This window comes from Pseudomonas lyxosi, assembly GCF_047758685.1.
GTDB classification, from domain to species: domain Bacteria; phylum Pseudomonadota; class Gammaproteobacteria; order Pseudomonadales; family Pseudomonadaceae; genus Aquipseudomonas; species Aquipseudomonas lyxosi.
The window spans coordinates 2536883-2560628 of record NZ_CP180481.1 but is presented as its reverse complement, the minus strand read 5'-3'; the positions used below and the strand labels follow the sequence as shown (position 1 = coordinate 2560628).

At 58.1% G+C, this 23746-nt stretch carries 20 protein-coding genes; 12 read left to right on the top strand and 8 right to left on the bottom strand.

The window, feature by feature from the left end; genetic code table 11:
- The 3 genes from cyoA to ACMXYI_RS11815 form a co-directional block, all read right to left on the bottom strand.
- Complete coding sequence (cyoA, locus tag ACMXYI_RS11825; protein WP_415773332.1) at nt 1-945, bottom strand: ubiquinol oxidase subunit II; 945 nt, start codon at nt 943-945, stop codon at nt 1-3.
- An 818-nt stretch (nt 946-1763) separates the two neighbouring features.
- A complete protein-coding gene (locus tag ACMXYI_RS11820) occupies nt 1764-2273 on the bottom strand; it encodes a disulfide bond formation protein B (RefSeq protein WP_074873894.1) in 510 nt (169 codons plus the stop codon).
- Nucleotides 2274-2463: 190 nt separating this feature from the next.
- Nucleotides 2464-3240, bottom strand: coding sequence for an ABC transporter substrate-binding protein (locus tag ACMXYI_RS11815; RefSeq protein ID WP_415773331.1), 777 nt, complete (start codon nt 3238-3240; stop codon nt 2464-2466).
- On the opposite strand from ACMXYI_RS11815, the gene ACMXYI_RS11810 reads away from it, so the two are divergent.
- The gene (locus ACMXYI_RS11810) at nt 3239-3418 is read left to right on the top strand and encodes a hypothetical protein (RefSeq protein WP_415773330.1); all 180 of its coding nucleotides are present in this window, start codon (nt 3239-3241) and stop codon (nt 3416-3418) included. The genes ACMXYI_RS11815 and ACMXYI_RS11810 overlap by 2 nt on opposite strands.
- 142 nt (nt 3419-3560) lie before the next feature.
- Here ACMXYI_RS11810 and moaE read toward each other — a convergent pair whose 3' ends face one another.
- The 5 genes from moaE to ACMXYI_RS11785 form a co-directional block, all read right to left on the bottom strand.
- Nucleotides 3561-4013, bottom strand: coding sequence for a molybdopterin synthase catalytic subunit MoaE (moaE, locus tag ACMXYI_RS11805; protein ID WP_282479891.1), 453 nt, complete (start codon nt 4011-4013; stop codon nt 3561-3563).
- A gap of 3 nt (nt 4014-4016) precedes the next feature.
- Nucleotides 4017-4259: a molybdopterin converting factor subunit 1 gene (gene moaD / locus ACMXYI_RS11800; RefSeq protein WP_008010586.1), complete on the bottom strand. Its 243-nt coding sequence runs from the start codon at nt 4257-4259 to the stop codon at nt 4017-4019.
- A complete protein-coding gene (gene moaC, locus ACMXYI_RS11795; RefSeq protein ID WP_415773329.1) occupies nt 4256-4729 on the bottom strand; it encodes a cyclic pyranopterin monophosphate synthase MoaC in 474 nt (157 codons plus the stop codon). Before moaC ends, moaD begins: the two co-directional genes overlap by 4 nt.
- A gap of 103 nt (nt 4730-4832) precedes the next feature.
- Nucleotides 4833-6227 carry a PhoH family protein gene (locus tag ACMXYI_RS11790; RefSeq protein WP_129438280.1) on the bottom strand — a complete coding sequence of 465 codons (1395 nt, stop codon included), beginning with the start codon at nt 6225-6227 and terminating at the stop codon, nt 4833-4835.
- 337 nt (nt 6228-6564) lie between these two features.
- On the bottom strand, nt 6565-7689 hold the full coding sequence (locus ACMXYI_RS11785; RefSeq protein ID WP_415773328.1) for a polysaccharide deacetylase family protein: 1125 nt from the start codon (nt 7687-7689) through the stop codon (nt 6565-6567).
- A gap of 266 nt (nt 7690-7955) precedes the next feature.
- Between ACMXYI_RS11785 and yaaA the strand changes: the two genes are divergently transcribed.
- The 11 genes from yaaA to ACMXYI_RS11730 all read left to right on the top strand — a co-directional run bounded on the left by yaaA (nt 7956) and on the right by ACMXYI_RS11730 (nt 23739).
- Nucleotides 7956-8735 carry a peroxide stress protein YaaA gene (yaaA, locus tag ACMXYI_RS11780; RefSeq protein ID WP_415773327.1) on the top strand — a complete coding sequence of 260 codons (780 nt, stop codon included), beginning with the start codon at nt 7956-7958 and terminating at the stop codon, nt 8733-8735.
- A gap of 806 nt (nt 8736-9541) precedes the next feature.
- Entirely contained in the window at nt 9542-10858 is a 1317-nt protein-coding gene (locus ACMXYI_RS11775) for a nucleotide sugar dehydrogenase (RefSeq protein ID WP_415773326.1), read from the top strand.
- 121 nt (nt 10859-10979) lie between these two features.
- Nucleotides 10980-12461, top strand: a complete 1482-nt coding sequence (gene alg8 / locus ACMXYI_RS11770; RefSeq protein ID WP_415773324.1) for a mannuronan synthase — start codon at nt 10980-10982, stop codon at nt 12459-12461.
- 35 nt (nt 12462-12496) lie between these two features.
- Nucleotides 12497-13666, top strand: a complete 1170-nt coding sequence (locus ACMXYI_RS11765; RefSeq protein ID WP_415773323.1) for an alginate biosynthesis protein Alg44 — start codon at nt 12497-12499, stop codon at nt 13664-13666.
- A gap of 12 nt (nt 13667-13678) precedes the next feature.
- Nucleotides 13679-15085, top strand: a complete 1407-nt coding sequence (gene algK / locus ACMXYI_RS11760) for an alginate biosynthesis TPR repeat lipoprotein AlgK (protein ID WP_415773322.1) — start codon at nt 13679-13681, stop codon at nt 15083-15085.
- On the top strand, nt 15082-16569 hold the full coding sequence (locus tag ACMXYI_RS11755; RefSeq protein WP_415773321.1) for an alginate export family protein: 1488 nt from the start codon (nt 15082-15084) through the stop codon (nt 16567-16569). Before algK ends, ACMXYI_RS11755 begins: the two co-directional genes overlap by 4 nt.
- Before the next feature lie 26 nt (nt 16570-16595).
- The gene (gene algG, locus ACMXYI_RS11750) at nt 16596-18185 is read left to right on the top strand and encodes a mannuronan 5-epimerase AlgG (RefSeq protein ID WP_415773320.1); all 1590 of its coding nucleotides are present in this window, start codon (nt 16596-16598) and stop codon (nt 18183-18185) included.
- A 10-nt stretch (nt 18186-18195) separates the two neighbouring features.
- A complete protein-coding gene (locus ACMXYI_RS11745) occupies nt 18196-19644 on the top strand; it encodes an alginate O-acetyltransferase (protein ID WP_415773319.1) in 1449 nt (482 codons plus the stop codon).
- Between the two features lie 11 nt (nt 19645-19655).
- On the top strand, nt 19656-20789 hold the full coding sequence (locus ACMXYI_RS11740) for a mannuronate-specific alginate lyase (protein ID WP_415773318.1): 1134 nt from the start codon (nt 19656-19658) through the stop codon (nt 20787-20789).
- A gap of 197 nt (nt 20790-20986) precedes the next feature.
- Nucleotides 20987-22552, top strand: coding sequence for an MBOAT family O-acyltransferase (locus ACMXYI_RS11735; RefSeq protein ID WP_415773317.1), 1566 nt, complete (start codon nt 20987-20989; stop codon nt 22550-22552).
- Nucleotides 22553-22563: 11 nt separating this feature from the next.
- On the top strand, nt 22564-23739 hold the full coding sequence (locus tag ACMXYI_RS11730) for an alginate O-acetyltransferase (protein ID WP_415773316.1): 1176 nt from the start codon (nt 22564-22566) through the stop codon (nt 23737-23739).
- Nucleotides 23740-23746 lie beyond the last annotated feature (7 nt).

The following is a 23746-nucleotide window of genomic DNA, read 5'->3' as shown; positions in this document are numbered from 1 at the left end:
TTACTCCTCTGCCCCGGCAGCTGAATGCGAACTCATGTCCATCCCTTCCATATGGGCCACTTCTTTCTCTTTCTTCTCGTGGTGCATCGGCTTGCCCGGATTCATACCTTCGTACTTGTCGACGATGATCTGGAACAGGTTCGGCGTGACCGAGGAGTAGAGCTCGACTGGGTTGTTCTGGCTTGGCTTGGAAAGGGCTTCGTATTCAGCTTTTTCAAGCTGTTTAGGTGCCTTTTTGACTTCGCTGACCCAGGCGTCGAAATCTTCCTGAGAGGTGGCGATAGCTTTGAATTTCATGCCGGTGAAACCAGCCCCGCTGTAGTTGGCGGAGATACCGTCCATTTCAGCGTTCTGGTTGGCGATCAGGTGCAGTTTGGTCTGCATGCCGGCCATCGCGTAGATCTGGCCGCCCAGGGCCGGGATGAAGAACGAGTTCATCACGGAGTCCGAAGTCACCTTGAAGTTGATCGGCGTGTGCGCCGGGAACACGATCTTGTTGACGGTGGCGATGCCTTGCTCTGGATAGATGAACATCCACTTCCAGTCCAGCGCGACGACTTCAATGGTGATCGGCTTGACGTCGGATTCCAGCGGCTTGTAAGGATCCAGCGCGTGGGTCGACTTGTAGGTGACATAACCCAGGGCAATGATGATCAGCACTGGAACAGCCCACACCGCGATTTCAATCTTGGTGGAGTGCGACCATTTAGGCGTGTAGACGGCGTCGGTGTTGGACGCGCGGTATTTCCAGGCGAACAGGAAGGTCATGACGATGACCGGAACCACGACCAACAGCATCAGCAGCGTTGCGGTGATGATCAGGTTTCGCTCGTCCAGGCCGACCTGGCCCTTGGGATCGAGCAAGGTCATGTTGCAGCCTGACAGCAACAATGTGCCGATCAGCGGCAATAAGCCTAGTAGTCTGGGGTACCTGTTTTTACTCATCTCACGACCTCTAAAGCAGCTTGCGCAATGCAGTTGGGTTTTGATCGCCAACACTTCACCCTGCCAAGGGTTGGCATTTTTCTTGGATTGAATAAGTGGCTGCCCGTCGCGCGTCAGACGCTGTTCGACAAATCCTGGGCCAGCGTTGAGTTCTTATTCGAATTCGTGGTCAAAGGCCTTGTTACAGACCAATTCCATTTGGTGCGGATAGTTGGAAGGCACCGACACCTGGGAGTCGCATGAAGCCAACCGGCCTCTCGACGCCCTATTCCTGCTCAGGGATGAGCAGTGCCGGGAATTCAGTGCGGGCGATTGTAGATATGTAACGTTTTATAAACCATGTCTCATCCCGAAATAATTTTTATCCATTCCAGCAACAATCATTAACGGTATTTGCAAAAGTGCGCCATGGTATCGAAATTAATTCTCAACAAAAACACCAAAAATTGTAGGTCTACCTCAGGCAGTTCAGACAGTATCGAAAGCTCTGCGCCCTCCTTCGACCCTGCCAAAGCCCCCATGTGACAAGGGCTTCGGCGATTCGCCAAGGCCTGTTAAAACTGCCTGTTCCGGATTATTCGGGCTGAAGTTTCCAGACGCTAAAACAGGCCGATTTTGTTGCGTAGTCATGTACCAATTCGGCGCCCTGAAATGCCTTGCGACACTCCCGCTGTGACAACATGTCGCACACGTGCCGCACCCAGACTTGTCGCGCATCAAGGTCATTTTTTACCTGTGCCCTGAAATGCAAAACGCCCCGGCCCCCTCAACGAGGGCCGGTGCGTTTTTTTGTGTAGCAGCGATTGCGGCGAATGACTTCAGCGCAGGGCTTTGCGATTACGCGACGTGAGCAGCGGCACCAGCACCACGATCAGCACAAAGGCTAGCAGCGCCCATTGTGCAAGCGACAGACCGAGGATCGGCGGGTACGGCGTGGAACAGAAGCCGTCGACCTGAAAGCCCAGCGGGAAGATCTTCGCCAGTGGCAAACCGTCGACAATCGGTTGCAGTACATCGATGCCGCAACTGACCGCCGGATAGAACTGGGTATAGACGTGATGCCCGGCCACCCCGACGCCTGCAATGGCGCAGATCACCACCAGGGTTTCAAATACCGTGATGCTGCGACGGGTGCGCATGGCCGCGCCGATGAACGCGAAGAGCGCGATCAGCAGCAACGCATAACGTTGCAAGATGCACAGCGGGCATGGCGCCTCGCCCAGAACAATTTGCATGTACAGCGCGCCGCCGATCAGCCCCAGGCAGATGATGCCCAGCAACACCAGATAGCGCCGTTCGCGGCCCAACCGCATCGTTTCCTCGCTCATTGCGTTTCCCTTCTAAATATCGATTGCCCAGAAGTCTACACGCTGGCCCTGACCTTTGAGAGTCCGGCGCGCACAGCGGGGTATCGGGGAATAGACGACAAGCCGGTTAAGAAGGGATTAACTTTCAAGCGTTTTTCAGGAATCGGAACCGCGCAGAGGCTTTCGTGAGAAAGCCCCCGCCAGCGATTGATCAGTCGCCGTAGATATCAGACTTGAAGTACTTCTCTGAAATCTTCTGGTACTCGCCACTGGCGCGAATGCCGTCGATGGCCGTGTTCAGCTCGGAGACCAGCTCGGTGTTGCCCTTGCGCACTGCAATCCCGGCGCCCTCACCCACGTATTTCGGATCCTTGAGCTCCGGCCCGACAAAGGCATAACCCTTGCCACGCGGCATCGTCAGGAAGTCATTCAGCGGGATGGTGTCGGCAAAAATGGCATCGAGGCGACCGGCAGCCAGATCCATGTAGATTTCTTCGTTGTTGCCGTAACGCTTGACGTTAATACCCTTCGGCTCGAAAACCTCAGTGGCATAACGGTCGGTAGTGGTGGCGCGCTGCACACCAATAGTCTTGCCCTTGAGGCTCGCGTACTGGTCATCCACGACTGCGCCTTCCTTCATCACCAGACGCGATGAGGTGAAGTAGTACTTGTGGGTGAAATCCACCGACTTCTTGCGGTCTTCGTTGATGGTCATGGACGACAGCGCCATGTCGATTTTCTTCACTTTAAGGGAAGGAATCAGACCGTCGAACTCACCTTCGACCCAGACGCACTTGACCTTCATCTGCGCACACAAGGCATTGCCGATGTCGTAGTCGAACCCGACAATCTCGCCTTTATCGGTTTTGGACGCGAACGGTGGATAAGCCGCTTCGATACCGATGCGCAGGGTTTTATCGGCGGCGAACAGGCTGCTGCATGCCAACAGGCTCAGAGCCAGACCGGTGATGAGGGGGAATTTCTTCATGTTCGTTCTCTCGCGGGTTGTTGTTGGTTTGGCAAGACAGAAGAAAGAGCAGAAACGGGCAAGGCCTTTTTTTGTACTTATAATTCCATACTGGACTTTTATGTATTATTCGTCAATCGGGGCCCTTAAAGATGTAGCCGCCGATGGTCGGGAGATGAATCAGTGGGAAATTGGGTGATGCGAATGGCCTCTTCGCGAGCAAGCCCGCTCCCACATTAGATCTCCATCAAACACCAGTTTTGTGTTCGACTCGGAACCAATGTGGGAGCGGGCTTGCTCGCGAACGCGGACTGACAGTCAACGAAGAACTAACTGGCTACTTACTGCTTCCAGCGATCCGCCGCCGCATGATCACTGTCACGCCCTTCAACCCAACGCGCCCCATCACGGGTGTTTTCTTTCTTCCAGAATGGAGCGCGGGTTTTCAGGTAGTCCATGACAAAGGCGCAGGCGTCGAACGCCGCCTGGCGGTGGGCACTGGCGGCGCCGACGAAGACGATCGGCTCACCCGGTTCCAGGGCCCCGATGCGATGCAGCACTTCAAGTTTGAGCAGCGGCCAGCGCTGCTCGGCCTCTGTGGCGATCTTGGCGAGGGCTTTTTCGGTCATGCCCGGGTAGTGTTCAAGGAACATCCCGGCGACGTCGAGTCCGTCATTGAAGTCGCGAACATAGCCGACAAAACTCACCACCGCACCGACGCCCACATTGGCGGCATGCATGGCGTTGACTTCAGCACCCGGATCGAACGCCGTGGATTGCACGCGAATCGCCATGGCTCAGCCTCCGGTCACGGTCGGGAAAAAAGCCACTTCATCGCCATCGCTCACCGGCTCATCGAGCTGGCACAGGTCTTCGTTGCGGGCGCACATCAAGTTTTGCTCGCTCAACACTTCGGCACCGTCACGCTGGGCCAGCAGCGCACGCACATCGTCGACGGTGGCGAAATCACCTTCAACCTTCACCGAGTCCACACCGAGCGCTTCACGGTAACGGGCAAAAAACTTCACGGTGACGTTCATGCTTGATCCGCCTGGAAATGGCCGCTCTTGCCGCCGAGTTTCTCCAGCAGGCGCACGCTTTCGATGGTCATGCCGCGATCCACGGCTTTGCACATGTCGTAGATAGTCAGCGCCGCGACGCTGGCGGCGGTCAGGGCTTCCATCTCGACGCCGGTCTGTCCGGACAACTTGCAGCGCGCGACGATGCGCACGGTGTCGTCGCCTTCGGCACTGAGCTCGACCTTGACGCCGGTGAGCAGCAGCGGATGGCACAGAGGGATCAGATCGCTGGTTTTCTTCGCGGCCTGAATACCGGCGATACGCGCCACGGCGAATACATCACCCTTGGGGTGACCGCCGCTGACGATCATCTGCAGGGTTTCGGGCAGCATGCGCACCAGCGCTTGGGCCGTTGCTTCACGGAACGTCACGGCTTTTTCAGTGACGTCGACCATATTGGCGCGACCTTGGGAATCGAGATGAGTCAGCACAGGGATACTCCTGATCAGGAGCCCCGATTGTAAACCTGTGGGTCAAAATTCGGCCATAAAAAACCGGGCGACCTGTGCAGGCCGCCCGGTTCGGTCGAGGCGATTACAAATGCGATTCGGCGTATTCGGCCAGAATCGAACGTGGCACCCCTTGCAGGGTGATGTGCACACCGTTGGGGAAATCCTTGAAGCGTTCTGTCAGGTACGTCAGCCCGGAACTGGTCGCGGACAGGTAAGGGGTGTCGATCTGCGCCAGGTTACCCAGGCACACCACTTTGGAACCGGCGCCGGCACGGGTGATGATGGTTTTCATCTGGTGCGGCGTGAGGTTCTGGCATTCATCGATCAGGATCAGACTCTGCTGGAAGCTGCGGCCTCGAATGTAGTTGAGGGATTTGAACTGCAACGGCACTTTGCTGAGGATGTAATCGACACTGCCATGGGTGTTTTCGTCATCCATGTGCAAGGCTTCGAGGTTGTCGGTGATGGCGCCCAGCCAAGGCTCCATTTTTTCCGCTTCGGTGCCGGGCAGGAAACCGATCTCCTGGTCCAGGCCCTGCACGCTACGGGTCGCGATGATCCGGCGATAGCGTTTGCTGACCATGGTCTGCTCGATCGCCGCCGCCAGTGCGAGGATGGTTTTACCCGAACCCGCTGCCCCGGTCAGGTTGACCAGGTGGATATCCGGGTCGAGCAAGGCGTACAGCGCCAGGCTTTGATAGATGTCACGCGGTTTCAGGCCCCAGGCTTCCTGGTGCAACAGGGGTTCCTGATGCAGGTCGAGAATCAGCAGCTTGTCTTCCTCGATCTCCTTGATCCAGCCGACAAAACCCTGTTCGTCGATGATGAACTCGTTTATGTGCACCGCCGGCAGGTTGTCGATCAACTGCACCTGGTGCCAGGTGCGGCCATGATCCTGACGGGTGTCGACATTCCTCACACGGTCCCAGAAGGAGCCGGTCATGTTGTGATAACCGTTGGGCAGCAGCGACACGTCGTCGACCAGTTGGTCGGTGCTGTAGTCCTCGGCCGCGATCCCGCAAGCCCGGGCCTTGAGGCGCATGTTGATGTCTTTGGTGACCAGCACCACGGGCAGCTTTGGTTCGCGCGCGTGCAGGTCGATCAACTGGTTGATGATGATGTTGTCGTTCAGGTGCTCGGGCAGAATGATGTTCGGTTCGGCACGTTTGCTCATCAAAATTGACAGCAAACCCTTGGGCCCACTCTTGCCGCGCTGGATCGGAACACCGAGTTCGACATCTTCGGGGCTGGCATCGCCCAGGGTCTTGTCGATCAGGCGAATCGCCTGACGGCATTCTGCAGCCACGCTGTGATGCCCGCTCTTGAGCTTGTCGAGCTCCTCAAGCACGGTCATCGGGATGGCGACGTGGTGTTCTTCGAAGTTAAGCAGGGCGTTTGGATCGTGAATCAATACGTTGGTATCGAGTACATAAAGGATTGGCTGGTTGGAGGAAGAACTACGTCCGTGATCATCCATACTCGGTCACCTTTGTGGGAGCCATTCGACGCAATACCTTGGCGGTGCTGCGCCTCGAAGTGACTACCGAATTCACCTGCTGGGACTCAAGTGAACTGCATCCATAGCTGGGTCTTGGAAGACGCCACCTGTGTTGCAGGTTTCGGCGGTCTGTCTTCGTAATACTCCAAAACCTGTGACAGAAAAAAGTACTTTGACGTTTTTTTGAAGTTTATTTTTCAGAGTGACCAATAGCACTAGGCGGATTGCCATCACCCCGTTAAAGTCGGAAGTCCGCCTGCACCGAATTCTCGCCCAAAACCACCCCTCCCCCAATGTTTACGGCCTTTCGTCGTTTTCAGCGAAACCCGTCCTGACAGTCTTCCCAGCCGATTCCGCTTTGCGCCGTTTGCGTGATGAGCCAGGGCATCGCCGTTTTCAGCGCATCCTGCTTCACGTTGAAGTTGATCACCCCGTGGCGCCACAACAACATCAGGCTCAACACCCGTTGCGCGCTCTGATTGGCTTTTAGCTTGCCGGCACCGTCCTGGGCATCGATATCCCACAGCGCCACCTGCAAGCCCTGGGATTTGAAGAATCCTTCAGCGTCAGACCGACGCTGGCCATCGGGCGGCCGAAACAATGGCACGTAGTTCTCGGGCAGTTTGCTTTTGACCAGTTCGACGCTGCGTCGCACCGAGTCCTGCCAGTCCTGCCAGTGGCTGTGGGAGCGAAACTCCCAACCTTGCGCGCCAATGCACTGCTTCGAGTACGTCGCTTGCAGGCTGGCTACCGAACGATCGGCCAGACGGGCCTGGATGTCCTTGCCGAGGACGAAGAACGTGCCGGTCATGTTCGACTTGCGCAGGTATTCCGTGGCCCAGGCGGTGTTATCCGGCACGGTATTGGCGGCACTGTCGAAGGTCAGCAAAAACAGCCGGTCATGCATCTGATCGCCGTTGCGCTCATAGTCACCAAAACGATCGACTTCGCTGCTGGTTTGCGGAAACAGCGCTGCCTTGCGTAATTGCTCGTCCAGGTACTGGGCGTGGAACAGTCGGCTCGGCTCGGCCCACTTTATGTAGTAGCTCTCATCGCTGACCTGAAACTTGGCGGCTTGCTGGCGCAGGGTGTCCATGTCCTCGACTAGGAAACAGAAGGAAGCATCCTGATCGCAGCTCTGCTGGGCGTAGTTGTAGTTGGTCAGCAGCCGTTGCCACATACGCTGGCGCAGGTTGTTGATCGATTCCAGATTGACCGTGCGCAACCCCAGGCGCTGGGCCAGGCTCACTTCATCCAGGGATTCGCTGGCCAGCAAGACGCGAGAAAACATGAGGATCTCGGCCCGTGATGCCACATCAAACAGGGTCGGGCTGTTGAGCTGTTCGGGCCAGGTGCTGCGATCAAGCGTCGCCACATCGCCCGACGCCGCCATGGCACCAAAACTCAACAGCCAGGCCGAGAATAGAAAAACGATACGCAATGGGATGTCTCCATAACAAAACCCGCGCGGCACTATATCGCGGGAAGATCAAAAGATCGCAGCCTCGCTTCGCTCGACAGCGCCTACAGGGATTGGCGCCTCCGGGTTATCCCAATTTCACGTCAACTCGGTCCTGTAGGAGCTGTCGAGCGAAGCGAAGGCTGCGATCTTGTTCCATGACACCACCGATCACCTATGACACCCATAGCTGGAGTCAACCAGAACAACCCCCTAGAATCGCCCCCACGATTAAAGGAGACGACTTCATGCTGATGGTGATTTCCCCCGCCAAGACCCTCGATTACGAAACACCGCCGGCGACCCAGCGCTTCACCCAGCCACAATACCTCGACCATTCCCAGGAGCTGATCCTGCAATTGCGCGAGCTGGCCCCGTCGCAGATCAGCGAGTTGATGCACGTCTCCGACAAGATCGGCGGGCTCAACGCCGCGCGTTTCGGCAGCTGGACACCCGCGTTCACACCGGAAAACGCCAAGCAGGCACTGCTCGCCTTCAAGGGCGACGTCTACACAGGGTTGAATGCTCAAACCTTCAGCGAGGCCGATTTCGATTACGCCCAGCAGCACTTGCGCATGTTGTCCGGCCTGTACGGCCTGCTGCGCCCACTGGACCTGATGCAGCCGTATCGACTGGAGATGGGCACCAAACTGGCGAATGCCCGTGGCAAGGACTTGTATGCCTTCTGGGGCACACGGATCAGCGAATGGTTGAACGAAGCCCTGGCCGATCAAGGCGATGACGTGCTGCTGAACCTGGCCTCCAACGAGTACTTCTCGGCGGTCAAACGCAACGCCCTGAACGCGCGCATCATCAATACCGAATTCAAGGATCTGAAGAACGGCCAGTACAAGATCATCAGCTTCTACGCGAAAAAGGCCCGCGGCATGATGAGTCGCTTCGTCATTGAAGAGCGCATCAACGACCCGCAAGCCCTCAAGCAGTTCGACGTACAAGGTTATCGCTACAGCGCCGAGCAGTCTAAACCGGACAATCTGGTGTTCCTGCGCGATCACGCACCCGCGTAAACACCCGGTTGGCGCACGCCTCATTAAGGGGCGTACGCCATGTCCAATCGTCCAACAATCCCCCGCCTCTTTCGTCACTTTACTGACGCCAAAAATCAATCACTCAATTTCCTAACTTTAGTTTCACTCGACTTTGTTGAATTTTTTCAGTAGTGGCACTGAAATTTTTTATCGGTAGTGGCACATAACTATCTAACCCAACAATATCCCTATGTATCAAGGGCGAAACAGGCGTTGCTATCAATATGAGAGCAGTGCCATCTTTTTCAATATTTCAAGAAATTTCAGAATTCGCGATGGGCGGACAGGAACTATGTCCAAATGCGTCGCTCATACCATCGGTAACCATTCTCCCTGAGCTTGTACGAGATAACTTACGCAGAGAAGAGATCCACCTAGCAAAGTTGTCACATTAACTTCTGCTGACTGATCCCTGATTTGGGCAACACATGAAGGATAGGAGATAAACATCATAAATATCCCCTACAAGGCCAAGGCTGCGCCCCTATAAACGTGCTCACCTGAGCACCCAACCGCTTGATTTACGGGCTTCTGGCCTGGCATTGAGCGCGCAAGACCTTTGCACGAATGTCTTCTGATTAGAAGATCTGCTGCATAACAGGGCACGCCATAACAATAAAAGCCTAGTTGCGCACATTTTGAGTGAACTTATTTAGACACTCGGAACTTATATGCCTGCACGCGGCATTGTTGCGCCTTTAAGGTGCACTTCCGAGTGCGCTACGACCGCTGAACACCATTAACTCCGGCCATGTAATGGCTTGATAAACACAGAGGTAATTGCGATGCGCATCAGCATATTTGGTTTGGGTTACGTCGGCGCAGTATGTGCCGGCTGCCTGTCTGCACGGGGCCATGACGTCGTTGGCGTCGATGTTGCCAAAGACAAAATCGATATGATCAACGCCGGTAAATCGCCGATCGTTGAACCGGGTCTGGGCGAGCTTCTGCAGAAGGGTATCGAGACGGGCAAATTGCGCGGCACGACCAACTTCGCCGAGGCGATTCGCGACACCGACCTGTCGATGATCTGCGTCGGCACGCCGAGCAAGAAGAACGGCGACCTGGAACTGAACTACATCGAAGCGGTGTGCCGCGAGATCGGTTTTGTCCTGCGTGACAAGACCACCCGCCACACCATCGTGGTTCGCAGCACCGTACTGCCAGGCACTGTGGCAAACGTAGTGATCCCGATCCTCGAAGACTGCTCCGGCAAGAAAGCCGGCGTCGACTTCGGCGTTGCAGTGAACCCTGAGTTCCTGCGTGAAAGCACCGCGATCGCCGACTACGACCTGCCGCCAATGACTGTTATCGGCGAGTTCGACAAGGCTTCCGGCGACGTTCTGCAATCGCTGTACGAAGAACTCGACGCTCCGATCATCCGCAAGGACATCGCAGTGGCCGAGATGATCAAGTACACCTGCAACGTGTGGCACGCCACCAAGGTGACCTTCGCCAACGAGATCGGCAACATCGCCAAGGCTGTCGGCGTCGATGGTCGCGAAGTGATGGAAGTGGTCTGCCAGGACAAGACGCTGAACCTGTCCCAGTACTACATGCGCCCTGGTTTCGCGTTCGGCGGTTCCTGCCTGCCGAAGGACGTTCGCGCCCTGACCTACCGCGCCGGTTCCCTGGACGTGGAAGCACCGCTGCTGAACTCGCTGATGCGCAGTAACGAGTCCCAGGTGCAGAACGCCTTCGACATCGTCTCCAGCCACGGCAAACGCAAAGTCGCCCTGCTGGGTCTGAGCTTCAAGGCCGGTACTGACGACCTGCGCGAAAGCCCGCTGGTTGATCTGGCAGAAATGCTGATCGGCAAGGGTTACGAGCTGAGCATCTACGACACCAACGTTGAATACGCCCGCGTTCACGGTGCGAACAAGGATTACATCGAGTCGAAGATCCCTCACGTCTCGTCCTTGCTCAACGCCGATTTCGACGACGTGATCAACAACTCCGACGTGATCATCCTTGGCAACCGTGACGAGAAATTCCGCGCCCTGGCGCAGAACGCTCCGCACGGCAAGCAAGTGATCGACCTGGTCGGTTTCATGTCCCAAGCCACCAGCGTGAGTGGCCGGACTGAAGGCATCTGCTGGTAACAAGCGGCATCGGGAGGGTTTGCGGGGCTCACAAAGCCCGCAACCCTCCCGGCTTTTTCGCCTGCCTTAACCCCATCGGGCCACCCCACAGGCTCGCCCGAGATAGAGACGGATGCAGATTATGCACAGGCTAAAGCACGGCCTACTTCAGGTCGCCGGTTGGCTGTTTTACTTAAGTATTTTGATGGGCATCGCCATGGCGTTGCCTGCGTCCACGTTCGACTCCGAGTCGAAGGACTTCATCTTCCTGATCGGTATCGTCGGTATCTGGCGCTACTCGATGGGTGCCACGCACTTTTTGCGCGGCATGCTGTTTCTGTACGTGGTCTACCCGCACCTGCGGCGCAAAGTGCGCAAGCTGGGTAAAGCGGCAAACCCGTCCCATGTGTTTCTGATGGTCACCAGTTTTCGTATCGACGCGCTGACCACCGCCCAGGTCTACGCCTCGGTGATTCGCGAAGCGATCGACTGCGGCCTGCCGACCACCATGGTCTGCTCCATCGTGGAAATGTCCGATGAGAAGCTGGTGAAGAGCCTTTGGGCCAAAATGAACCCACCGGCTCGCGTCAAGCTCGACTTCGTGCGTATTCCCGGCACCGGCAAGCGCGATGGCCTGGCCTACGGTTTCCGCGCCATCTCCCGCCACCTGCCGGACGACCGCGCAGTGGTTGCAGTGATCGATGGCGACACCGTGCTCGCCGAAGGCGTCGTGCTCAAGACCGTGCCGTGGTTCCAGCTGTTCGGCAATGTCGGCGGCCTGACCACCAACGAGTTCTGCGAAGTGCGCGGCGGCTACATCATGAGCGAATGGCACAAACTGCGATTCGCCCAGCGCCACATCAACATGTGCTCGATGGCCCTGTCCAAGCGCGTGCTGACCATGACCGGCCGGATGTCGGTATTCCGCGCCACTGTGGTGACCAACCCGGACTTCATCGCCGACGTGGAAAGCGACTCGCTGCAACACTGGCGCCTGGGTCGCTTCAAGTTCCTCACCGGTGATGACAAGTCGAGCTGGTTCAGCTTGATGCGCCTGGGCTACGACACGTTTTATGTGCCAGACGCCGCCATTCACACCGTGGAACACCCGCCGGAAAAAAGCTTCATCAAGGCCAGTCGCAAACTGATGTTCCGCTGGTACGGCAACAACCTGCGGCAGAACTCCCGCGCCTTGGGCCTGGGGATGAAACGTCTCGGCCTGTTCACGTCGGTGGTGCTGTTCGACCAGCGTGTGTCGATGTGGACGTCGCTGCTGGGCCTGACCGTCGCGCTCATCGCCACCTTCAAATACGGCGCCGCGTTCATCCTGGTTTACCTGCTGTGGATCGGCATTACCCGCCTGATCCTGACCGTGCTGCTGTCTTTGTCCGGTCACACGATCGGCCCGGCCTACCCGGCGATTCTCTATTACAACCAGATCGTCGGCGCGCTGGTGAAGATCTACGTGTTCTTCCGCCTCGACCGACAGTCCTGGAGTCGCCAGCCCACTTCTCTGACCCGTGATCTCGCCAGCTTTCAAGGTTGGTTCAACACTTGGTCGTCTCGGACCATGACCTTCTCCGCCGGCAGCATTTTTGTTGCTGTGCTGCTGATGATGGTCTGACCGAACTCGCCTGAATTAACTAGGAAATCGTCCATATGAATACCGCCGTCAACGCCAACGTAGTGCATGAATCAGAAGCCCAGCGCCAGCACGCCCGGGTAAAAATCCCGGCCAAGCTGCGTTTCTACGGTCCTGACCGGACCCCGGTAGAAGCCCGGGTCATCGACCTCTCCGCTGGCGGCCTGGCTTTCAACGCCGGTCAGCTGCCACTGAAGATCGGCGACGTGTACAAGGCTCGCCTGCAGTTCGTCATCGATAACCTCGGCCTGGCCATGGACGTCGAGTTACTGGTGCGCTCCCACGACCGCGAAACCGGTCGTACCGGTTGCCAGTTCCAGAACCTCGAATCTCAGGACATTTCCACCCTGCGCCACCTGATCACTTCTCACCTGGCCGGCGACATCGTCACCATGGGTGAAGTGCTGGCCACCCTGCAACGCGACAACTTCACCAAGGCGCGCAAGGTCAAGGATGGCGACCACGGCATGACCCCGTTCGGTCGTCTGCGTGCAGTGACCTTCAGCCTCGCGATTTTCCTCGTCGGCCTGACGGCATTCGGCTTCATCTTCAAGTCGGTGTACGGCATGTACTTCGTCAGCCACGCCCAGGCCGGTCTGGTCAGCGTAGCGGGCATGAACATCACCATGCCGCGCGACGGCACGGTGCAGAGCCTGATCAAAACCGACGGCGTTGCGGCCAAAGGCGCCCCGCTGGCGACGTTCAGCACCAGCATGCTCGACGTACTCAAGGGCCATCTGGACGAAGACCAACTGCAACCGGCCAAGGTTGAAGAACTGTTCGGCAAGCAAATGACCGGCACCCTGACGTCGCCGTGCGATTGCACCGTAGCGCAGCAAATGGTCGCCAACGGTCAGTACGCCAGCAAGGGCGATGTGATCTTCCAACTGGTGCCGCGTAACAGCGAAGCCAACGTTGAAGCGCGCTTCTCCTATCGCCAGTTCGGCGACGTGCTGCCAGGCAGCTCGGTCAGCTTCCAGATCGCCGGCGAAGACAAAACCCGCTCCGGCACGATCATCAGCAGCACCAGCCTGAAAAGCGCCGACCTGTCGTCCGACATCCGCGTGCAGATCAAGCCTGACGAGCCGCTGGACAGCAAATTCGCCGGTCGCCCGGTTGAAGTCAACGCCACCCGTGGTCCGAACCTGAACTGGCTGATCGACAAAGCCATGGCCGCCGGTCGTTAAAAACAAGAGGACATGCCCGTGACTAGCCCACTCAGAATCCTGCCAGTCCCGCTGACTCTGGCCATGGCAATTGCCCTGGCCGGATGCGCCGGCCTGCCCGACCAGCGTCTGGCCAACGAAGCCCTCAAGCGCGGTGATACCACGCTGGCGGCGCAGAATTACCAGCAACTGGCAGACCTGGGCTACAGCGAAGCACAGGTTGGCCTCGCCGATATCCAGGTCGACAGCCGTGACCCGGCTCAGATCAAGAAAGCCGAGGCGACTTATCGCGCTGCGGCCAGTGTCTCGCCGCGAGCTCAGGCTCGCCTGGGTCGTCTGCTGGTGGCCAAACCCGGCTCCACCGAAGCCGAACAGCACGAAGCCGAAGGCCTGTTGAAGAAAGCCACTGCCGCAGGCGAAGGCAACACCCTGATCCCGCTGGCGATGCTGTACCTGCAATACCCGCACAGTTTCCCGAACGTCAACGCGCAACAGCAGATCAGCCAATGGCGCGCCGAAGGCAAGCCGGAAGCGGGCCTGGCCCAAGTGCTGCTCTATCGCACCCAAGGCACTTACGACCAGCATCTGGACGAAGTGGAAACGATCTGCAAAGCCGCGTTGAACACCACCGACATCTGCTACGTCGAACTGGCCACGGTCTATCAGAAAAAAGCCCAGCCAGAAAAACAGGCCGAGCTGATCAAGCAAATGCAGGCCGCTCAGGCTCGCGGCGCGGTTTCCGCCCAGCGGGTGGACAGCGTGGCTCGCGTACTGGGCGATGCCTCCCTGGGCACGACCGACGAGAAAACCGCGCAGTCGCTGCTCGAAGGCATCGCACCCGGCTACCCCGCTTCCTGGGTCAGCCTGGCGCAACTGCTCTACGACTTCCCGGAACTGGGTGACGTCGACAAGATGATGAAGTACCTGGACAACGGCCGCGCCGCCGACCAGCCGCGCGCCGAACTGTTGCTGGGCAAGCTCTACTACGAAGGCAAAATGGTGCCGGCCGACGCGAAGGTCGCCGAAGAACACTTCAAGAAAGCCGTCGACAGAGAAGTGGCCGCCGATTACTACCTCGGCCAGATCTACCGTCGCGGTTACCTGGGCAAGGTCTATTCGCAGAAAGCGCTGGACCATCTGCTCAAGGCTGCGCGTAACGGCCAGAACAGCGCCGACTTCGCCATTGCCCAACTGTTCTCCCAAGGCAAGGGCACCCGGCCCGACCCGCTTAACGCTTATGTCTTCAGCCAATTGGCCAAGGCCCAGAACACCCCGCAAGCCACCGAGCTTGCGCAAACACTCGAAGCCCAACTGCCGCCTGCCCAGCTCGCCGAGGCCCAACGCCTGTTGAAACAAGAACAGGCCGTTCGTGGTGCCTTGAGCCAGAACACGCTGGAACTGCATGCCCTGGAAGAAGAAGACGGCGAGGAATCCCTATGAAGTTGAATCCATTCGTTAAGGCCGGTATTGGCCTGTCATTTGCCCTGCTGTGGTCGTGCCCGACCCTGGCGGCCCTGACTGAAAGCAAGAACTACGGCCTTGACGTGAAAGTCACCGCCCAGTCCGAAGACGACACTGACCTCGGTACGGCGAGCGGCGGCGACGTCAACGGCGTCGGCCTCGACCTGCGTCCATGGATCTACGGCGAGAGCGGCGCGTGGAGCGGCTACGCCATGGGTCAGGCCGTGACGTCCACCGACATCATCGAGACGGACACCCTGCAACAGTCCGACAGCGACGGCACCCAGGCCACCGACAGCGGTGATCGCAAGAGCAAGAAAAACTACCTGGCGATGCGCGAGTTCTGGGTCGGTTACAGCGGCCTTACGCCCTACCCCGGCGAAATACTCAAACTCGGTCGCCAGCGTCTGCGCAATGACGATGGCCAATGGCGCGACACCAACATCGAAGCCCTGAACTGGACCTTCGACACCACCCTGTTGCGCGCCAACGCCGGTGTTGCCGAACGCTTCAGCGAATACCGCACCGACCTCACAGAACTCGCGCCCAAGGACAAGGATCGCCTGCACGCTTACGCCGATGCGGCGTATCAGTGGAACCCGGGCAACTGGGTCGGCATTCGTGGTCATCACACTCACGATGACGGCAAGCTCGATACCGCGCAGCCAGGTGTTCCCGCCGATTCTCTGGACAAGAAAGAGAATGGCGACATCAGCTGGATCGGCCTTACTGCCGACAGCGATGCCTACAACTGGCGCAACACCAACACCGTCAATTACTGGGGCAGCGTCACAGGCATGAGCGGCGACCGCGACAAGGTCAACCCGCTCAACGCCGATGGCACCGCTCCGGCACAAGCCAAAACCAGTGGCGATATTGATGGCTGGGCCACTGACCTGGGCGTGCGTCTGCGCCTCGATCCGCAATGGCAAGTCGGTGCAGCCTATGCCCGTGCCAGTGCCGATTACGAACAGAACGGCCTGCAAAGCAACCGCTCGAACTACACCGGTACTCGCTCGCGGGTTCACCGTTTCGGCGAAGCTTTCCGTGGCGAAACGAACAACATGCAGAGCGCTACCTTATTCGGTTCGTGGATGCTCAACGACGAATACGACGCCAGTGTGATCTACCACAAATTCTGGCGCGTCGACGGCAACAAGCCAGTCGGCAGCAACGGCATCAACGCCGTCGAGAACAACACCGACGACGCGACCGGCGCGATTCTTTCCAGCACGTCCCTGCCGCTGGAAGATGGCAACAAAGACCTCGGCCAGGAAATGGACGTGGTCGTCACCAAGTACTTCAAACAAGGCCTGCTGCCCGCCTCCTTGAGCCAATCGATCGATGAGCCTTCGGCCCTGGTGCGGTTGCGTGGCGGTGTGTTCAAGCCCGGCGATGCGTATGGCAAAGGCGTCGACTCGTACATGCACCGCGCGTTTGTCGACGTGATCTGGCGCTTCTGATGCGAACCGCTAAGGGAGTTCCTGACATGAACAGTCCGAAGAGAGGCTCGATAACCTTGCTGGCCGGCGCGATGTTGCTGGCCAGCACGGCAGTCTTCGCCACTGTGGAGCCGGCCTCGCCCGTTCAAAAGGGCCAGCCGGCGACCATTGCCAAGGGATTGCAACAGGCCAAGACCTACACCGTCAGCAGCGCACCGACCGCGCCGCTGGAGTTGGCCAAGCCGAAACTGCCGGACACCTCCGGCTACACCGCCGAAGCCATCGCCGCGAAAATCGTGCGCACCAAGCCCGGCAAAATCAGCGTGCGTCGGATGATGCAGGAAAACGCCCTGAAGGACTTCATTGGCGGCGATAACAAGATGGCTGAATGGGTCGTGCGTCAGCACGGTATCCCACAGGCGATTTTCATCGACGACGGCTACATGAACCTCAAGGATCTGGCCAAGAAAGTACCCAAGCAGTACTTCAGTGAAACCTCGCCGGGCGTGTTCCTGGCGAAGTTGCCGATCGTGGTGGGTGAGAAAGGCATCCTGGAAATCGACAAGCAGACTCAGGAACTGCGCCTGTCCCAAGAGGCCGGTTCGTTCCTGGTCAACGACGGCCAGTTGTTTGTGCGCGATACCAAAATCACTGGCTGGAGCGAGAAGGCAAACGGCCCGGCGGCCTTCAAGTCGCCCAAGGAATTCCGTCCGTTCCTGCTGTCCTGGGGCGGCACCGAGACCTACATCGCCAACAGCAAGATCGCCAGTTTCGGCTACGCCAACAGTAAATCCTATGGCGTGAGTATTTCCCAATACACGCCGAACATGGCCAAGGTGCTCAAGCGCCCTGAACCGAGCGGCTGGATCGTCGGCTCCGAGTTCTCGGACATGTGGTACGGCTTCTACTGCTACGAAACCCGCGACTTTGTGGTCAAGGGCAACACCTACAAAGACAACATCGTCTACGGCATTGACCCGCATGACCGTTCCCACGGTCTGATCATTGCCGACAACACGGTGTTTGGTACCAAGAAGAAGCACGGGATCATTATTTCCCGTGAAGTGAACGACAGCTTCATCTTCAACAACCGCAGCTACGAGAACAAGTTGTCGGGCCTGGTGATCGACCGTAACAGCACGAACAACCTGATCGCCTACAACGAGATTTACAAGAACCACACCGACGGCATCACCCTCTACGAGAGTGGCGACAACCTGCTGTGGGGCAACAAAGTGATCAGCAACAAGCGCCACGGCATCCGGATTCGTAACAGCGTAAACATCCGCCTCTACGAAAACCTGTCCATGGCCAACGGCCTGACCGGCGTCTACGGCCACATCAAGGACCTGAGCGACACCGACCGGGACATCAAGCTCGATCCGTTCGACGCCCAGGTGTCCCTGATCGTGGTCGGCGGCGAACTGGCCGGCAACGGCAGCGGCCCGCTGTCCATCGACTCGCCGCTGAGCGTCGAGTTGTATCGCGTGTCCATGCTCGCACCGACCAAAACCAGTGGCATCAGCTTCTCGGGGATTCTCGGCGAGCGCCAGGATGAAATTCTCGACCTGCTGGTGCGCCAGCAGAAAGCCGTGCTGATCGACCCTGTCGAACGCCAGACCGAAATGCGGGACTGAGGATAATTTTATGCACTCACACTTGATCAAATTACTCAGCTTGTCGGCCCTGACCGCCGGCATTCTCGCGGCCAGCGGCGTCGCTCGTGCCGATGAAGCCAAAGCACCAGCCTTCAACGCCGAACCGTGCTGCAACCTGTGCCCCGAAGCCCACGACCCGAAAAACTACACCACGCGTTACCAGCAGAACTTCACCACGCTGGTGCAGGCTCAGGGCGATTGGCTGTTCCGTACGCAAGAAGACTTGCGCACCGAGTTCGACACCACACCCGTCGGCTACAAACGCATGAAAGAACTGCACGATGCGTTCAAGAGCAAAGGCATTGAACTGGTCATCGTTTACCAGCCGACCCGTGGTCTGGTGAACCGCAACAAGCTCAATCCGGAAGAAAAGGCCAAGTACGATTTCGACAAGGCCTTGAGGAACTACAAGACCATGCTGGGGCGTTTCGCCGCCATGGGCTACACCGTGCCGGACCTGTCGCCGCTGACCAACGAGTCGCTGCCTGACACCCTGCCGGCCCACGATTTTTACTTCCAGGGCGACCAACACTGGACGCCGTATGGCGCCCAGCGAACGGCGAAAATCGTCGGTGAGCAAATCAAGAAAATGCCGGCCTTTGCCGACGTGCCGAAACGCGAATTCGAGAGCCATAAGTCGGGTCGCATGGGCAAGACCGGAACGTTACACAACATGGCTGGTCAACTCTGTGGCACCAGCTACGCGATCCAGTACATGGATCAGTTCACCACCGAGCCGAAAGGCGAAGCAGCTGATGGCGATCTGTTCAGTGATTCCGGCAATCCGGAAGTCACCCTGGTCGGCACCAGCCACAGTGGCAAGAACTACAACTTCGCCGGTTTCCTCGAAGAGGCAATCGGCGCCGACATCCTTAACGTGGCGTTCCCCGGCGGTGGCCTGGAAGGTTCGATGCTGCAGTACCTGGGCAGCGAAGAGTTCCAGACCAAGCCGCCGAAGATTCTGATCTGGGAATTCTCGCCGCTCTATCGCCTCGACCAGGAAACCATCTACCGCCAGATGATGGCGCTGCTGGACAACGGTTGCGAAGGAAAGGATGCACAGATGACCGGCAGCACCACGTTGAAACCGGGCAAGAACGAATTGATGGTCAACAGCAAGAACCTGAATCTGCAAAACAGCAGTCACCAGGTTGATATCCGCTTCGCCGATCCGTCGGTGAAAACTCTGCAAGCCACCCTCTGGTACATGAACGGTCGCCACGAGGACATCAAGATCGAAAAACCGGAAACCTCCGATACCGACGGGCGTTTCGCCTTTGAGTTGCGCACGGACGAAGACTGGGCCTCGCAGAATCTGCTGGCCGTCGAAGTCCAGGGCCCTGAAGCAGGTGCCGCGCCACAGAAAGTCGAAGCGAAAATCTGCAAACGCAACGTGTTCCCTGGCTTAGGGCAGCGTACCGCTCAGGCCGGGCAGTGAGGCAACCTCTTATGACATGCATGCAAACCCGAACTTTGAAAAGATTGATCGCACCGTCCCTGTTGAGCCTGGCCATGTTTGCCGGTGCGACTCAGGCCGCCGCGCCATTGCGTCCGCCACAGGGATACTTCGCGCCGATTGAAAAAGTCAAAACCGGCGACAAGAGCGAAGGCTGTGATGCGATGCCGACGCCGTACACCGGCTCGCTGCAATTTCGCAGCAAATACGAAGGTTCCGACAAGGCCCGTTCGACCCTGAACGAGGCATCGGAAAAAGCCTTCCGCGACACCACGGCCGACATCACCAAGATTGAGCGCGGCACCAGCAAGCGCGTAATGCAGTACATGCGTGACGGTCGTCCGGAACAGCTGGAATGCACCCTGAATTGGTTGACCGCCTGGGCCAAGGCCGATGCGTTGATGTCCAAGGACTTCAACCACACCGGCAAGTCCATGCGCAAATGGGCGTTGGGCAGCATGGCGTCGTCCTACATCCGCCTGAAGTTCTCCGATTCGCATCCGTTGGCGAACCACCAGCAAGAGTCGCAGTTGATTGAAGCCTGGTTCAGCAAAATGGCTGATCAGGTGGTCAGCGATTGGGACAACCTGCCGCTGGATAAAACCAACAACCACTCGTACTGGTCCGCCTGGTCGGTGATGGCAACGTCCATCGCCACCAACCGCCGCGATCTGTTCGACTGGTCGGTGAAGGAATTCAAGGTCGGCGCCAATCAGATTGACGCCCAGGGTTTCCTGCCCAACGAACTCAAGCGCCAGCAACGCGCCCTCGCCTACCACAACTACGCCCTGCCGCCGCTCGCGATGATCGCCAGTTTCGCTCAGGTCAACGGTGTGGACTTGCGTCAGGAAAACAACGGCGCATTGAAACGCTTGGGTGATCGAGTGCTCGCGGGTGTCGAAGACCCGGAAGAATTCGAGAAGAAGAACGGCAAGGAACAGGACATGACCGACCTGAAAATCGACTCGAAATTCGCCTGGCTCGAACCGTTCTGCTCGCTCTACACCTGCTCGCCGGATGTGCTTGAGAAAAAGCACGAGATGCAGCCGTTCAAGACTTTTCGACTGGGTGGTGATTTGACCAAGGTCTACGACCCGGCGAGTGAAAAAGGCAAAAAAGGCAGTTGAGTTATCGGTGATCGTTCCCACGCTCTGCGTGGGAATGCCGCCCGTGACGCTCCGCGTCACATGCCGAAGCGGACGCAGAGCGTCCAGTGAGGCATTCCCACGCAGAGCGTGGGAACGATCATATATCCCCCGGTTTTCGATGGGGGGTTTGGGGGGGCTGCGGCCCTTGACTGTTGGTTAAACATGGAGAGACCGGGATGGTATTTTCATCCAACGTGTTCCTGTTTTTGTTCCTGCCGATCTTTCTCGGCATGTACTACTTAAGCGGAATACGCTATCGCAACCTGCTGCTGCTGATCGCCAGCTACGTGTTCTATGCCTGGTGGCGTGTGGACTTCCTTGCGCTGTTCGCAGCCGTCACCCTGTGGAACTACTGGATCGGCCTCAAAGTCGGTGCCGCAGGCGTTCGGACCAAACCGGCACAACGCTGGTTGCTCCTGGGCGTGGCCGTCGACCTGTGCATTCTCGGCTACTTCAAGTACGCCAACTTCGGCGTCGACAGCATCAACGCGATGATGACCTCTGTCGGTCTGTCGCCGTTCATCCTGACCCACGTGCTGTTGCCGATCGGGATCTCGTTCTACATCTTCGAGTCCATCAGCTACATCATCGACGTCTACCGTGGTGACACGCCGGCGACCCGCAACCTGATCGACTTTGCCGCTTTCGTGGCGATCTTCCCGCACCTGATCGCCGGTCCGGTGTTGCGCTTCCGCGATCTCGCCGACCAGTTCAACAACCGCACCCACACCCTCGACAAGTTCTCCGAAGGTGCGACGCGATTCATGCAGGGCTTCATCAAGAAGGTCTTCATCGCCGACACTCTGGCGGTCGTGGCCGACCATTGCTTCGCCTTGCAGAACCCGACCACGGGCGATGCCTGGCTCGGTGCGCTGGCCTACACCGCGCAGCTGTATTTCGACTTCTCCGGTTACAGCGACATGGCCATCGGTCTGGGCTTGATGATGGGTTTCCGCTTCATGGAAAACTTCAAACAGCCGTACATCAGCCAGTCGATCACCGAGTTCTGGCGTCGCTGGCACATCAGCCTGTCCACCTGGCTGCGTGACTACCTGTACATCACGCTGGGCGGTAACCGTAAAGGTACGCTGATGACCTATCGCAACCTGTTCCTGACCATGTTGCTCGGTGGTCTGTGGCACGGCGCGAACATCACGTACATCGTCTGGGGCGCCTGGCACGGCATGTGGCTGGCGATCGAAAAAGCCCTCGGCCTGAATACCTCGCCGCGCAGCATCAACCCGATCCGCTGGGCGCTGACCTTCCTGCTCGTGGTCATGGGCTGGGTGATCTTCCGCTCGGAAAACCTGCACGTCGCCGGTCGTATGTACGGCGCGATGTTCAGCTTCGGCGAATGGTCACTGTCGGAACTCAACGCGGCCAGCCTCACCGGCCTGCAAGTGGCGACTCTGGTGGTGGCTTACATGACCCTGGCGTTCTTCGGCATTCGTGACTTCTACAGCAACCTGCCGCCTGAGAAGACCAAGCCTGTTGTGAACGTCGAGGCCGATGGCCCGGCTGCCGCTACGCCTGGAATGATCAAAGCCGTACCGGGCGACAACCCGGGCAGCATCCACGAGCCAGGCTACACCGTCGGCGCTGAAGCGACTGTGCAACCGGCCTACTGGACGGCGGACTGGTCTCGTTACGTGATGCGCACGCTGGTACTGGTGCTGTTCATCGCCTCGATTTTCAAACTCTCGGCGCAAAGCTTCTCGCCGTTCCTTTACTTCCAGTTCTGAGGGATCTGACTATGACCCGCTCATTACGCATCCTCTACATCGCCCTGTTCATGGTGACGCTGTTGGTCCTGGGCCTGTGGTCCACGCGCAGCTTCCTCGGCTTCAGTACCTCTGCCGAAACAACGGTGCTCAACGGCCGCTGGACCAAAGCCGTGGAAACGCATTACGACGACGAGTTCCCGATCAAGCGCCTGGGTACCAACCTTTGGGCTGCGCTGGATTTCAAACTATTCAACGAAGGTCGTCCGGGCGTCGTGCTCGGCCGCGATCAATGGTTGTACAGCGATGAGGAATTCAACCCGATCGTCAACGAAGAGTTGAACCTGCAAGGCAACTACGCACTCGTAGAAGGCGTGCGTCAGGAATTGAAAGCCAAGGGCGTGAAACTGGTCATGGCGATCGTGCCAGCCAAGACTCGCCTGTACCCGGAACACCTGGGTGAAGTGAAGCCTTCGAGCATCCACGCCAACCTCTATGAGGACTTCCACGCTCATGTGGCGGCCAACAAGGTCCTCGCGCCCGACCTGTACGGCCCGATGCTGAAAGCCAAGCTGGACGGTCAGCAAGTGTTCCTGCGCACCGACACCCACTGGACCCCGGAAGGCGCACAAATCGCCGCCGAGACCCTGGCGAAATCCATTACCGACAAATACCCGCTGAGCGGCGAGCCGCAACACTTCGTCACTGAACCTGCGGAGAAGGTGACGCACAAGGGCGACCTGCGGTTGTTCCTGCCGCTGGACCCGCTGTTCGAAAACCTGATGCCGGCGCAAGAACCTTTGCAGAAGCGCAACACCGTGGCGGCGCAAGACCAGCCGGCCGCTGATGACGCGCTGTTCGCCAACACTGAAGTGCCGGTGGCCCTGATCGGCACCAGCTACAGCGCCAACCCCAACTGGAACTTCGTCGGTGCGCTGAAACAAGCGCTGAACAGCGACGTAGTCAACTACGCCGAAGACGGCCACGGCCCGATTCTGCCGATGCTCAGCTATCTGAAAAGTGATGCTTTCAAGAACAGCCCGCCACAGGTGCTGATCTGGGAGTTTCCTGAACGTTATCTGCCTGTGAACAACGAAATCGGTGACGCCGACCCGCAGTGGGTCGCAGAGCTCAAAGAAGCCGGCGCTCGCCAACAAAACGTAGCAGCAAACACTAAATCCGAGACGCCCGACCGGGCGCAAAACTGAAAGAGAG